The sequence below is a fragment of the Paenibacillus sp. EKM10P genome, from assembly GCF_011800655.1.
Lineage (GTDB): Bacteria > Bacillota > Bacilli > Paenibacillales > Paenibacillaceae > Paenibacillus > Paenibacillus polymyxa.
In genome coordinates this window covers 359576-374096 of the sequence record NZ_JAALET010000004.1, presented here as the reverse complement: position 1 = coordinate 374096, position 14521 = coordinate 359576, and the positions used below count along the sequence as shown (strand labels likewise).

The window sequence follows — 14521 nt, the reverse complement described above, 5'->3', positions numbered from 1 at the left end:
TATGGTATAAAAAGAACCTATCAATCCCCCATATATATACGGATCGTTGATCCTCGTTCCAATCGAGAGCCTGGCTTCGGTGCCTGACTTACGACCGTCTTGCCTGACCCAGATTTCACGAGCATAAAGTTCATATTCATATCTTCATATAAATCAGCTGCAGTGGCACCTACCAGATCAGGTACCGTTTCAATCGGATTTTCGCCATACTTGTACTCTTTGGCAATTTGATTGGTACGAGGTGGTATTTTCAAGGCAATCAGTGCATCCTTTAAAATATTTTGCACGATTGGAGCAGCAACCACACCGCCGAATTGAATCCCTTTCGGATTATCGACAGCAGTATAGACGACGATTTGCGGATCATCCGCCGGAGCAAAACCAATAAAGGATACAATATGCTCCGAGGAAGAATAACGTCCGTTAATTACCTTTTGTGCTGTCCCCGTTTTACCTCCAACCCGGTAACCCTCAATAAAGGCAGGGCGACCTGTACCTTTAGCGACGACACTTTCCAGCGCTTCCCTTACCTGTCGAGAGGTATCCTCTGAAACAACTCTACGCACCAGTTCCGGCTCCACTTTTTCGAGAACCTTTCCAGTTCCGGGCTGAATCCAGCCTTTTGTAATGTGAGGCTTATAAAGATTGCCACCATTGATTGCTGCCGATACAGCCGTAACCTGCTGAATCGGAGTGACAGATACCCCTTGACCAAAGGCCGTAGTAGCCAGCTCTACAGGTCCGACCTGAGGTAGCTTGAACAAAATGCCATTGCCCTCACCAATCATGTCAATTCCTGTTTTGCTGCCGAAGCCGAAATTGCGAATGTACTTGAACAGTGTTTCTTTGCCCAGACGTTGTCCCAACGTTACAAAACCGGGATTGCATGAATTTTCCACCACTTGAAGAAAGGTTTGGCTGCCATGCCCGCCTTTTTTCCAACAACGCAGACGTGCTCCACCAACTTCAATATATCCCGGATCAAAGAAACGGTCATTTTTGAGATTGACCTTCTTTTCTTCCAAGGCAGCGGCAAGTGTAATAATTTTAAAAGTAGACCCAGGTTCATATGTCATCCAAATCGGCAGATTGCGATTATAAATTTCAGGCGCATATTGCTTGTAAAGCGCTGGCTCATAGCTTGGCCGTCCAGCCATGCCTAATATTTCACCCGTCTTCGGGTTCATCGCAATAGACAGCGCGGACTTCGCCTGAAATTTGACCATGGCTTGGTCAAGCTCTCGTTCCATAATGGATTGCACCGATTTATCAATGGTTAATTGTAAATTCAGTCCATCCTTCGGTTCAATGTACTTTTCAGAAGAACCAGGCATCAGACGGCCACCTGCGTCTGATAAATACGCGATGCTTCCATCGATTCCCCGAAGCTTACTGTTTTGCTGCTTCTCTACGCCTGTCAGCCCTTGATTATCGATTCCGGTAAATCCAAGAATATGAGCCGCTAGATCACCATAAGGATAATAACGTTTGTTGTCTTCAGCAACAACGATACCCGGCAGCTTCAAATCACGAATTTTCTGGGCTTTCTCCATCGTAATTTTTCGTCCACCGGGCTGAAGTTTTTGGCTTGCTGTTCGTTTGGTAATCAGCTTGAGCACTTTATCCTCACTCATATCTAGCAACGGCGCCAGCCTGCGAGCCGTTTCTTCCGGCTCCTTAATCTGTACTGGTATCGCCATGACAGTCGGCGAACTGACATTATAGGTCAGCGCAGTACCCTGTCGATCCAAAATTTCGCCACGCTTGGCGGCAAAAGGAATATTGCGGCGCCACGAATCCTCAGCCTTGGCTGAGAGCTCGCCTCCTTTACCCAATTGAACATAGGCGAGCCGGATCGACAAGGCCGCAAACAGTACAAACAATCCCAGTAGCCCCCATACCAGCCTACGCCGCATGGTCACGTTAGATTTTTTCAAACGCGCCCCCTCCGTTCCTCAAATACTCATAACATGTCTTACCTCATGAATATTCAAAAGAACGGACATTAGAACAAGCTATCAGTTATCTTCGCCTTTAATCGCGGCAGCACTTTTCTCATCTGCTACAGCAGATATTCCTCCCTTTGGAGTTCCCGCATTTGTTTCAGTATTCGCAGTAGTATCGGCTTTGGTTTTAGTATCGGCTTCCGTTTTCGTTGCATTGCCTGTCTCGTTAGCTGCAACTCCAGTAGTCGAGTCCTGTGTTTCCTCCGGCTTCACTCCGGTCACTGTTTCTTTGGCCGGCTGAAGCGTCACACTGACGACCCGCTTGCCATTTACCATTTGTGCCTTTTGAGAGACAACATACCCTTCCCCGCTTACCTGAACACCAACCTTCATAAGCGTCAGAACTTGAAGTGTGTCACGTAACGAGACACCTGTAAAATCGGGAATAGTCATGTTGGCACTATCCTCTGTCAGCAAATAGATGCGCTGTCCCGGTTTCATTTTGACGCCTGCTTCAGGATACTGACGAACAATTTTGGAGCCTTTACCTACCGTTTCGTAAGCAATCCCCTGTTTGAGCAATGCGTTTTGCGCATCCTTCTTCACTTGGCCTGTTAATTGTGGTACCGTTGGCAAATTCACCGTTTTCGCTGCAGCCCCACCTGATTTATTCGTTTTGGTTCCCGTTTTGGGAACCCCCATATATTGCAGCGATTGGGACACGATTTTTTTAAACACAGGTGCTGCTGCTGTACCGCCGCCTACCGATTTGTTAGGTTCATCCATAACTACCAAGACAGCTATTTTCGGATCATTTACTGGTGCAAAACCAATAAATGACACGACATCCTTCGAATGATCGTAAACTTTTCCGACGACTTTCGTCGCTGTCCCTGTTTTACCAGCAACACGATATCCGTCGATGTAAGCTAGACGTCCCGTACCAATTTCCTGGTCAGACACGACCTGCTCCAGATAGCTGCTTGTCTGAGTTGCAGATTCCTGAGTAATCACTTGGCGGACTTCCTTCGGTTGAATCGTCTGCACTTCGCCTGTATCTGGGTTTATAATTTCCTTCACCAGATGAGGCTGCATCAACTTCCCACCGTTAGCAATCGCCGAGATCGCTGCCACCTGCTGAATTGGCGTTACCTGAACCCGTCCGTGTCCATATGAAGCCGTTGCGACTTCGGATTTGTACTGGGTATGGAATGTGATAGCACCGGTAGACTCACTCGGAAGATCAATGCCTGTTTTGACACCAAACCCAAAGTTATTGATATACTTCTTCAGTCTCTCGCCACCCAGCTTATCCAGCCCCAAATGGACAAAACCGACGTTACTTGAACGCTTGACCCCTTGAAGATAGGTTAATGTTCCCCAGCTACGGCTTACGTCACGAATATCCCAGCCTCCGACACGAATCATACCAGATTGGTAGGTCTCATTCGGATTAAATACCTTTTCTTGAACCGCAGCAGCCAAGGTTACTATCTTAAACGTGGAGCCTGGTTCGTAGATAGACTGAGTAGCATTATTACGGAAATTTTCCAAAGGTGTACTCCCATATGTATTGGGATTAAAATTCGGATAAGTCGCCAAACCGAGAACATCCATCGTTTTGGGATCAGCCGCTACGACAGTCATCGTTTTGGGATTATACTTTGCGATAGCTTCCTGCATGGCATCCTCTATATAATACTGAATCGTATCATCAATCGTCAGCTTTAAATTTTTACCATTTTGTGCCGGCTCATAGACACTTTCCGATCCCTGAAGAGGAACTCCCTTTCGGTCCCGCTGATATAGAAGCTTTCCAGCCGTGCCGGAGAGCTCTTTATTGTAATAAGCTTCCAACCCCATACCTGCTGTACCATCTTTTCGCAAATAGCCAAGGACATGAGAAGCCAGCTTATTTTCTGGATAATAGCGTTTGGATTCCTGAACAGTGTCCACAGCTCCAACTACCTCATACTTATCCTTCAAATACTCTTTGAATGTATCCACCTGTGCCTTCACCTCAGGGTCTACCTTCCAGCCTCCATTACGAATCTCACGGTTTTTTAAATAGTTACCCTTTTTATCCTTTGCAGATAGATGTCTTCTCAGTTCATCCTCAGGCGTTTGGAGAAACTGATGCAGCTTGGCTACAACCTCATTCTCCAGATCATACTCCTGAATGATGCTAGGGTTGACAACCACCGTGTAAGCCGGTGCATCCGTAGCTAGTACATTCCCTTTACGGTCCATTATAGTTCCACGCTTGGGCTGAATCACCTGGTCTCTTTCTATCTGTGCAACTACCTGATTATGCCAGTATTCCCCACTCACAACTTGAATCCAAAATACTTTAAGTAGCAGAACAAGAAAAAAGAGGGTAATACATCCCCCTATCAGCAGTGTGCGAAGCTTTATTCTTTTGACCATAGCTCAAACCTCTCTGCAAAAAAATATACGTCAGAGCATAGCTTGATGCTATGCTCTTAACTATTTGGCAGCCTGCTTTTCCACACGAATGGGCTCTCTTGTTGGTTCGATATATCCCTGTTCCTTTGCAGTAGGCACAATCTGATTCTCCAGACGTTCCTTCTGAATCTTCAATTGGGCGATATTGGTCTGTAATTTGGAAATGTCCTTGCTGGCTGTATTAATCGCATAATTAATTTGATAAATGTGCGCATATCTGCCAATCAACGTCCCCGCAATGACAATGCATGCTACAAGTGTCAATAGATACAGCAGCTTTTCTCGAATCGGCAGCTCTCTGCGGCGTGTAACGACTTTAGTGGTCTCACGATACCGTTGTTGCTGAACCTGTTCCTGACGGGCTCTTTCTTTTACAGCCAAATTACCGCGTGTATAAGCCATGTCGCCTCTCCTTCTCCATTAAATTTACAATTTTTCGGCAACTCTCAGCTTGGCTGACCGGGATCGTGGATTAAGCTCTAACTCTTCTTCTGATGCCACAATCGGCTTACGATTCACCAGCTTTAAATCGCCTACCATTTTGTCATCCAGAATCGGCAAGTCAGACGGATAGATGCTTTTCGCCAAATACTCCTTGAAAATATGCTTGCATATCCGATCCTCCAAGGAATGAAACGTAATAACCGAAATTCTGCCCCCTGGAGCCAGACATCTTACTGCCTGATGCAAAGTATCTTCCAGTGCACCCAACTCATCATTCACAGCAATCCGCAAAGCCTGAAAACTGCGTTTAGCCGGATGTCCCCCGGTTCTGCGTGCCGCAGCCGGAATTCCTTCTTTGATAATATCGACAAGTTCCCCCGTTGTGTGAATAGGCTTGTTCATTCTACGTTCAACCATGATCTTCGCGATCCGCCTGGAGAACTTCTCTTCTCCATATTGAAACAGAATACGCGCAATCTCCGCTTCCGGCCATTCATTAACAATTTCATATGCCGTAAGCGAACTGCTCTGATCCATCCGCATATCTAGCGGTGCATCATGATTGTAACTGAATCCCCGCTCCCCCTCATCGAACTGGGGCGAGGATACACCCAGGTCGAACAAAATACCCTGGACCTGCGGGACGCCGTCTTTTTCGGGCAATCCCAGTTCGGCCAGCTTGTCCTGCAAGTGGCGGAAGTTGGATTTCACTAATGAAATCTTTCCTTCATAGGCTGACAGCTTCTCTCGTGCATTGTTCAATGCCCAGTCGTCCTGATCAAAGGCAATAAGCCTCCCCTCAGGGCCAAGCTGTGATGCAATGACGGAACTGTGTCCTGCCCCTCCCAACGTGCAGTCCACATAAATCCCGTCCTGCCTGATGTTTAGTGCCTGTGTTGCTTCTTCCTTGAGTACGGTAATGTGGTGAAACAAACGGCTGACCTCCTAAATTACAATTCAAAGTTGAAATCAACCAATTTCTCAGCAATGTCGTTAAATGCTTCTTCTGATTGGTTGAAATATTGCTCCCAAGTGTGCTTACTCCAAATCTCTACCCGGGTGGACACTCCCAATACGACGCACTCTTTTGTAAGCTTGGCGTATTCGCACAAATTCCCCGGTAAATTTACCCTGCCCTGTTTGTCCAATTCGCATTCAGTCGCTCCCGAGAAAAAAAACCGGGTAAACGCACGCGCATCAGCCTTCATCAAAGGCAGTGCTTTAAGTTTTTTCTCCATGACAGCCCACTCATCCATAGGATACACGAAGAGGCATTGGTCCAGCCCGCGGGTAACCACGAACGAGGCACCGAGAAGTTCACGAAACTTGGCCGGGACAGTAAGCCGACCCTTCTCATCAATGCTATGTTGGAACTCCCCCATAAACATTGGTTTCGTCACCCCTTACCCCATTCTCCCACTTTGGCCCACTTTCCACCACCTAAGCATAATAGATTCGCTTTAAAAAATCAAAGACCTCTTTTTCATTACGAAAAAGTGATAAACCTAGAACTCGGGCATAATGTCTGTTATTGTTGCCCCGCGTCATAAGATGCCAAAAAGCCCCTTATCCCATGAAGTCGAACCCCCGACAATATGCATCAGGTTTCGAAACAACACGGAATAAAGGGCTTATTCTCTATCCATCATGTCAACCTATACAAGTACTTGCTTAAAAATGCACCATTTCTGCAGCGGACATCGTGACCGAAAATAGATTAGGCGTTCCAGCTGTCCAGATAGACCTTTTGGTCTTCTGTTAATGTATCAATCTTGATTCCCAGACTATCAAGCTTGAATCGAGCCACTTGCTCATCAATTTCATAAGGTACATTAATCACAGCTTTACCCAGCTCGTTGTAACGATCATTCACATATTTCAAGCCAAGTGCCTGAAGAGCAAATGTCGTATCCATAATCTCTGCTGGATGACCGTCAGCGGCAGCTAGATTCACGAGGCGCCCTTCTGCGAGCAAATACATTTTACGTCCATCTTTAAAGCGGTATTCTTCGATATTGCGACGCACTGTGCGAATGGATTCGGAGCGTTTAGCAAGCTCAGGCTTGCTAACCTCCACATCAAAATGCCCTGCGTTACACAGCACAGCTCCATCCTTCATAACATCAAAGTGTTCCCCTGTAATTACAGCTTTATTTCCAGTTACTGTAATGAAGAAGTCGCCCAGTTTGGCAGCTTCCACCATTGGCAATACATGAAAACCATCCATATGGGCTTCTACAGCCTTGATTGGATCAACTTCCGTTACAACCACGTTGGCTCCCAGCCCTTTCGCACGCATTGCAACCCCCTTGCCGCACCATCCATAACCCACCACAATCACTGTACTTCCTGCCACAACCAGATTAGTCGTACGAATAATACCGTCGAAAGCTGACTGGCCTGTACCATAGCGATTGTCGAACAAATATTTACAGTAAGCATCATTTACAGCTACCATCGGAAAGTGAAGTTGCCCTTCTTTTTCCAAGGCCTTCAAACGAATAATCCCTGTAGTGGTTTCCTCTGCTCCTCCACGGATCGTAGAAATCAGATCAGGCCGTTCAGATTGCAACAGAGTAACCAGGTCACCACCGTCATCTATAATGAGATCTGGCTTAGTTTCCAGAGCCTTGATTTGCAAATTCTTGAATTCCTCTGGATCTGGATTGTATTTAGCTAATACCGTAACGCCATCTTCTACTAATGCAGCGCAAACATCATCTTGTGTCGACAAAGGATTACTACCCGTAATGGTGACCTGTGCTCCACCTGCTTGTACCACTTTAGCCAGGTAAGCAGTTTTGGCCTCCAGATGTAAACAAATCGTTACCTTCAGACCAGCAAAAGGCTGCTCTTGCTCGAATTGTTGACGTATACGGTTCAATACCGGCATATGGGCTTCTACCCAATCAATTTTCAAATGACCTTCAGGGGCCAAGTTAAGATCGTGAATAATGCTATTTTGCAGGGAATGGGAAGTCATTTGTTATTTCCTCCTAAATATTAGTTAAATTCGTTTATGATCATTATACATAAATCACACGATGCGTTCCCGACAGATCCAATGGTACGTTCATAATCATATTCATCAGGTCGAGACCATAACGATTCAGAAAATGATAGATCGTATATGCACGCTCCTGCGGCTGTCCAAATGGGAAAAGCGACCACTCGATATGATCCCAGTGGCGAAGTGCTGTTCCATTTTGCCGAAGCAGCGCTTCCTGCACCTTTGCCTCCAGATAGGAAATCTGCCCCAGAATTTTCTCGCAGTTGGTTTCTCCGAGCTGTAGCAAACCTTTCTCTATCATCCCTGTCTGCTGTATAAGCGGTTTATAGATGCGGACAAAAGCATCCTTAGCCTCGGAAAACTGATCCTGCATTCCAAGCTGATCTTGAGTGGCGATCCATTGCTTTTTCCGTTCCTCAAGCCCGTCTCTAACTTGACCAAAAGTTAGCTCGTACTTAAGCATATGCTTCTCCACACCTGGCTCCATCAATGTAAAAGACATACGCGGCAGCAGTATTGGCATCTGCATCTCCAACACTTCGAAAGCATCCCGTGTAATTGCCCAGTAGGCAATTTCTCCTAGACCCAGCACAGATGCCAGTACGGGGAACAGTGAATCCTGCATGAGAGGACGGGTTAGTACATTGTTACTAAAACGTTCGGGGTGTCTATCTATCTCTTCAAGCAGTTCATCCGCTGTAAACGCCACTAAACCGCGTCGATCTGTGAATAATCCAGCTTTTTTGAAAAGCAGTAGGCGTTCCTCTTCATGAATGTAAAAAAGGTTCGCACCACCTTCATGCACATCCGCTTGTAAATGATAACCATAGTCCACGATCCGCGTAGCGGTTGTCCTATACGCTGTCTCCAACTCATCATTGTGCTGAACCAACTGTCTAAAAACGGATGTCTCTAGCTTGCGCAGCAAAGGATCTGCAGAATCCATGAGCACCAATCCATAGGTACCAAACAAACGACCCATCAGCTTGGCAAAGGCATCACTTAGTCCATATGACTCTGTCAAACCCTGCTCAATCATGTGCATAATATCGGTCTTATGTTCTGAATCTGGCAAGCATTGCTCTATATCCGCCATAGCTTGCTTCCACTCAACCGTATCGACTTTAATAGCACTAACTGAAGAACGACGTTCAGGCTGCTTATTCAGCTTGATTTTAACTGCTTGCGGGTCTTTTGCCATTACGTATGTATGATTGACCTCGTCCCAGTCATGATCTTCACCAGCAATCCAGAAAATTGGAATAACCGGACGTCCAAGCCGTTCTTCAGCTTCTCTAGCTGCTTTAATAATCGTAGCGGCTTTATAAATGACCAGCATCGGGCCTGTGAACAGGCCACTTTGCTGTCCGCCAACTACTACTAAAGCATCTGGGCTTTCCAAACGGTCCAATGAAGTATGAACCGCCTCATGCGAATTGTGTTGCTCATTGTATATACGAAGACATGCTACGACATCCTTACGGTTTAATCGCAGATGCTCCGTCTTATCCAGCCACTTCGCCCGTTGGGCATAAGCATCGGCGTGCAGAATATCATATTCATACAAATCGCTTGCGCGTCCTGTACCCTGTATATAGTCTTCTGCCAAAGCCGACCCTCCGCGAAGCGTTTCCGGAACTATTTTCATGGGTCTGCCTCCTGTCTCCACCAAAACCTTACTGCTTGATTGTACCGAAAGCCCATGTCCACGTCAAAGCTTCCTACAAAAAAACCGCCGAATAACTCGGCGGTTGGTGTATAGAACAAAATCAAGCGTAAGGTTCAGCTACAAAATGTCCTTTAGACACTTCGATAAGCGTGGCATTTTCCAGATTATAAGCCCCTGCCTTATTATCGGACGCGTTATGAATCGGTCCGCCTTGATCATCAGGCATAATAATTCGCTTTTTGTTGGCTTCAACTTCCGGATCAGGAAGTGGAATCGCCGACAAAAGCATTTTCGTATACGGATGAATCGGATTGGCATATAATTCAGAGCTTTCAGCAAGCTCCACCATTCTGCCTCTATACATTACAGCTACCCGATCACTGATGTGCTTGACCATCGACAGATCATGCGCAATGAACAGGTACGTCAGACCAAGACGTTCTTGAAGCTCTTTCAACAGGTTGACAACTTGAGCCTGAATAGATACGTCAAGCGCTGAAATCGGCTCATCACAAATGATGAACTTAGGATTAACAGCCAATGCACGGGCAATACCGATCCGCTGACGTTGACCACCAGAAAACTCATGCGGATAGCGTGTTGCATGGTCAGGGTTCAAACCAACCAGATCGAGTAACTCCTCAATCCGTTTCTTACGTTCTGCACGGCTACCAGCCATATTGTGAATATCTAGTGCCTCACCAATAATATCAGACACGGTAAAACGCGGGTTCAATGATGCATACGGATCTTGAAAGATCATCTGCATATCACGACGCATTGCTTTCATTTTCCCCGGTGATAATTTGTAAATATCTGTGCCGTTAAAACGTACGCTACCTGCTGTAGGCTCATACAAGCGCAAAATAGTACGACCCGCTGTAGACTTACCACAACCGGATTCGCCAACCATACCCAGCGTTTCACCCTCACGAATATAGAAATTCAGGTTATCCACCGCTTTGAGCACACGGTTTTTGCCAACATTAAAATACTTTTTAAGGCCTTCAACTTCAATTAAATTGTTGCTACTCACCATGATCTCACCTCCTATTTCTTCAACTTCGGATCAAGCGCATCACGCAAGCCGTCGCCAAAAAGGTTGAACGCAAGCATAATCAAACTGATCAAACCTGCTGGGAAAAGCATCCGCCAAGGGTAATACATCCACCCTGTCAAAGCTGATTCAATCATTGAACCCAGCGATGCCTGAGGAGCCTGTACCCCTAATCCAAGGAAGCTCAGGAATGCCTCGGAGAAAATAGCACTTGGAACCGTCAAGGTCAATGTGACAATGATTGGTCCTACCGCGTTAGGCAACAAGTGACGGAACAACAAACGACCTGCACCAGCACCCATTGAACGGGAAGCAAGTACGAATTCTCGGTTTTTAAGTTGCAGCATTTCACCACGTACAATCCACGACATGTTAATCCACCCTGTTACACAGAGCGCAATAATAATGGTGGTGATACTTGGCTCCAGTACAACCAGCAACAGAATTGTAACAAGCAAGTAAGGAATGGAATACAAGATTTCAGAAAATTTATTCATGATTTCATCAACGCGGCCACCAAAGTAACCCATAATTCCACCATAAATTACACCAATCATCAAGTCAATCATTGCAGCAGCCAAACCAATAATCAATGAAATCCGAGCGCCCATCCAAGTACGTACAAACATATCACGCCCCAGATCATCTGTTCCGAACCAATGTTCCGCCGATGGAGGAAGATTGGTGCTCAACAAATCATTCGTGCGGTCATCGTATGGCGACAGCATTGGACCAATAATTGAAGCAAGCACTATGAGAACCAAAACGCTTAAGCTCGTCATAGCCAATTTATTTTTACGAAGACGCTCCCAAGCATCTCGCCAAGCGGATAAGCTTTCACGCTGAATAACTTCAGACTGCTTTTCATCCGCTCCGACCCTCTGGAAATCTTCCGGTTTCACCTGAAGTTTATCCAAGTTCACAGCATTATCTTTAACAGACATAAAGTTATCCCTCCTTCCCGCCAGTAAGCTTAATCCGCGGATCAATAAATCCATATGCAATATCCGTAATAAAACGTGCCACCATCAACAAAATACCGTAAAAAATAGTAACTCCCATAATCATCGTATAATCACGGGTTGTAATACTATCTACGAACACCTTACCGATACCGCCAATCCCGAAGATTCGTTCAATAACAACCGAACCCGTAATAATATTGGCTGTCATTGGTCCTACATAGGTAACAACTGGAAGAATGGCATTACGTATAACGTGTTTGAACATAATTGTAATGGATTTCAAACCTTTAGCCTTGGCAGTCTTAATGTAATCTGCATGGAGTACTTCCAGCATGCTGGAACGCGTTAGTCGAGCGATAAACGCAATCGGTGAAGCAGATAGAGCCGCAACTGGCAAGAAGTAATCCATCGGGCCTTCAAAGCCCATAACATTAAACCAGCCTAACTGTTGAGCAAAGAAAAATTGAATTAACGATGCCAGAACGAAGCTGGGAACCGCAATCCCCATGATAGCTAATACCATAGCGACGTTATCTATGAGCCTACGATGATACAAAGCTGCTAGCATTCCTAGCAAGATACCGACAATTATCGACACGATTATGGCAACAAAACCGAGTTTGAGGGAAACCGTAAACGTTTGTCCGATAATGTCAGTTACACTTTGATTCAGCTTTTTCATAGAAATACCAAAATCACCTGAAGCAATATCACCTAAGTATTTAAAATATTGGACATATACAGGCTTATCCAGCCCATATTGCTCCATTAACCGGGCTTGAATCTCAGGAGAAGTCGCTTTTTCACTCATGAAGGGGTTACCCGGAATTGCTTTCATGAGAAAAAACGTCGCAGAGATCAGAATGAACAAAGACAGCAACATATAGAAAAATTTACTGATCAAATAACGCGTCATTGCCCGTTTACACCCCCCATAAATTATTTTCGACACCATTCGATTTTATCGAAATAGAATTGGACTGTCCAATCTACTTATTTGCATGGTTACATGATGATGGAAAAGACTAGGACACACAAAAAAAACGGGATATATATGGTTCAATCCACATATATATCCCGAAGTAACTATCAAACTTCAGAATTAAGCTTCAGTTACTGTGTAATATACGCTCTTGTGAAATCAATTGCTCCACTAAAGTCAAGTCCAATGTCTTTAACATTCGGTTTCGTTAAAGAAACATTTGAATAGTAATAGATCGGAAGCATTACCATATCATCTTGAACCAAAATTTTCTCTGCTTTCGCAAAATCTTCCATGCGTTTAGCTGGATCAGTTTCTGTTTTAGCAGCTTTAATCAATTCATCATACGCAGGGTTAGCATAACCTGAGTTGTTGTTACCATTGCCTGTTGTCCACATATCCAGGAATGTCATTGGATCATTATAGTCAGCAGACCAACCACCACGAGCGATTTGGAAATTCAGCTTGTTACGTGTTTGGATAAATACGCCCCACTCTTGGTTTTGAGTTTTAACATCTACACCAAGATTTTTCTTCCACATATCAGCTACTGCCAAAGCAATCTTTTGGTGACTTTCACTGGAGTTGTACAGCATAGTTATTGTAGGAAGCGTAGTCATGCCTTCTTCTTTCATACCTTCTTGAAGCAATTTTTTCGCTTCAGTGAAGTCTTCTTTGAAGAAATCATCTTTATGCTCGCTACGGAATTCTTGAGAAACTCCTTTTATGCCTGGAGGTACAAAGCCGTAAGCAGGAATTTGACCGCCCATTGTTACACGTTCAACGATCGGTTGGCGTTGAATAGCCATCGCAAACGCTTTACGGATTTTAGCATTGTTAAATGGTTTTTCTGTTACATTAAACAGATAGTAGTACGTACTTGCAATTCCTTTAGCCTTAAATTCATTAGGCAATTCGTTTTTCACAGCCGTAATTTGGTCAGTAGGAATTTCACCTGTTGGCATACCTGAATAATCAAGTTGTCCACTTCTGTACGAAGCCAGTTCAGTTGCTCCACTGTTTACAAGGGACATAGTGATTTTGCTCAACTTGATTTCGTCTTTACCCCAATAGTTTTCGTTCTTGGAAACTTCGATCTTTTGACCGCTATCCCAAGCCGTTAATGTGAAAGGTCCGTTAGTAATCATGCTATCTTTCTGAACTGCCCACTTGTCATTACCTTTAATAGAAGGGTTTACAGGATAGAAAGTGTAGAAAGAAGTCAATCCCAAGAAGTAAGGAGTTGGGTGTTCCAGCTCTACTTGCAATGTATGGTCATCAACAGCTTTGACACCTACATCTTTAAAGTCTGTAACTTTTGTTCCTTTATAAGATTTCGAAGTGCTCAGGTTGTAGCCCTCAGCATTCTTGATATAGTACAATTGGTAAGCATATGGAGGTGCAGGAGCCGTTGAAGGATCCAATACCCGTTGCCAAGCGAATACGAAGTCGCTTGCTTTGACTGGGTCGCCATTACTCCATTTTGCAGTATCACGAAGTTTGAACGTGTAGGTTTTGCCGTCATCGGAGATTTTCCAAGATTCAGCAACGCCAGGGATTTCTTTGCCGTCAGGACCCATACGTACGAGACCTTCATACAAAGTTTTCAGAACCGCGTTGGTTTGACTATCCTGAGCTTGTGCCGGATCGAAGGTTGGCGGCTCGGAAGAAAGGTTAACGCGCAAAATTTGCTTGTCGGCCGGGGCCGGCGTAGTCGAGGTGTTTTCTTGTGCGCCCTTACCATTGGTATCATTCTTGCCGCCGCAACCTGCGAGCAGTGCGCCAACTGCAAGAACGAGTGTCAAAAGGACTAAAAAGCTTTTCCTTTTCATCTAGCGTTTTCCCCCTAGTTCTAAAGTGGTATATGTTTATAGATTATACAACCAGCGGTCAAAAAAATCTACATTACATTTCTTCAAATTGAGCTTTTTTTTCAAAAAAACATGATTAATTCATATTTTTTCATCATTTCATGTCATATT

11 protein-coding genes are annotated in these 14521 nt (G+C 44.9%); all 11 read right to left on the bottom strand.

Annotation, left to right across the window (positions count from 1 at the left end; all coding sequences use genetic code 11):
* Positions 1–20: 20 nt before the first annotated feature.
* The 11 genes from HFE01_RS14160 to HFE01_RS14110 all read right to left on the bottom strand — a co-directional run bounded on the left by HFE01_RS14160 (position 21) and on the right by HFE01_RS14110 (position 14371).
* Positions 21–1937, bottom strand: coding sequence for a stage V sporulation protein D (locus HFE01_RS14160; RefSeq protein WP_016821547.1), 1917 nt, complete (start codon positions 1935–1937; stop codon positions 21–23).
* 81 nt (positions 1938–2018) lie between these two features.
* On the bottom strand, positions 2019–4373 hold the full coding sequence (locus tag HFE01_RS14155) for a penicillin-binding transpeptidase domain-containing protein (protein WP_025365344.1): 2355 nt from the start codon (positions 4371–4373) through the stop codon (positions 2019–2021).
* 60 nt (positions 4374–4433) lie between these two features.
* Positions 4434–4814: a type VI secretion system membrane subunit TssM gene (locus HFE01_RS14150; RefSeq protein ID WP_013372097.1), complete on the bottom strand. Its 381-nt coding sequence runs from the start codon at positions 4812–4814 to the stop codon at positions 4434–4436.
* Positions 4815–4838: 24 nt separating this feature from the next.
* Positions 4839–5789 (bottom strand): 16S rRNA (cytosine(1402)-N(4))-methyltransferase RsmH, encoded by a 951-nt coding sequence (rsmH, locus tag HFE01_RS14145; protein WP_025365345.1) that lies wholly within the window; start codon positions 5787–5789, stop codon positions 4839–4841.
* 17 nt (positions 5790–5806) lie between these two features.
* Entirely contained in the window at positions 5807–6244 is a 438-nt protein-coding gene (gene mraZ / locus HFE01_RS14140; protein ID WP_013311099.1) for a division/cell wall cluster transcriptional repressor MraZ, read from the bottom strand.
* A gap of 329 nt (positions 6245–6573) precedes the next feature.
* On the bottom strand, positions 6574–7839 hold the full coding sequence (locus tag HFE01_RS14135) for an adenosylhomocysteinase (protein WP_167438390.1): 1266 nt from the start codon (positions 7837–7839) through the stop codon (positions 6574–6576).
* A 43-nt stretch (positions 7840–7882) separates the two neighbouring features.
* Positions 7883–9514 (bottom strand): bacillithiol biosynthesis cysteine-adding enzyme BshC, encoded by a 1632-nt coding sequence (bshC, locus tag HFE01_RS14130; protein WP_025365346.1) that lies wholly within the window; start codon positions 9512–9514, stop codon positions 7883–7885.
* Between the two features lie 121 nt (positions 9515–9635).
* Positions 9636–10574 carry an ABC transporter ATP-binding protein gene (locus HFE01_RS14125; RefSeq protein ID WP_016821552.1) on the bottom strand — a complete coding sequence of 313 codons (939 nt, stop codon included), beginning with the start codon at positions 10572–10574 and terminating at the stop codon, positions 9636–9638.
* Positions 10575–10585: 11 nt separating this feature from the next.
* On the bottom strand, positions 10586–11536 hold the full coding sequence (locus tag HFE01_RS14120) for an ABC transporter permease (protein ID WP_016821553.1): 951 nt from the start codon (positions 11534–11536) through the stop codon (positions 10586–10588).
* Positions 11537–11540: 4 nt separating this feature from the next.
* Entirely contained in the window at positions 11541–12473 is a 933-nt protein-coding gene (locus HFE01_RS14115) for an ABC transporter permease (RefSeq protein WP_016821554.1), read from the bottom strand.
* 197 nt (positions 12474–12670) lie between these two features.
* Positions 12671–14371, bottom strand: a complete 1701-nt coding sequence (locus tag HFE01_RS14110; RefSeq protein WP_019688033.1) for a peptide ABC transporter substrate-binding protein — start codon at positions 14369–14371, stop codon at positions 12671–12673.
* Between the last annotated feature and the right edge of the window lie 150 nt (positions 14372–14521).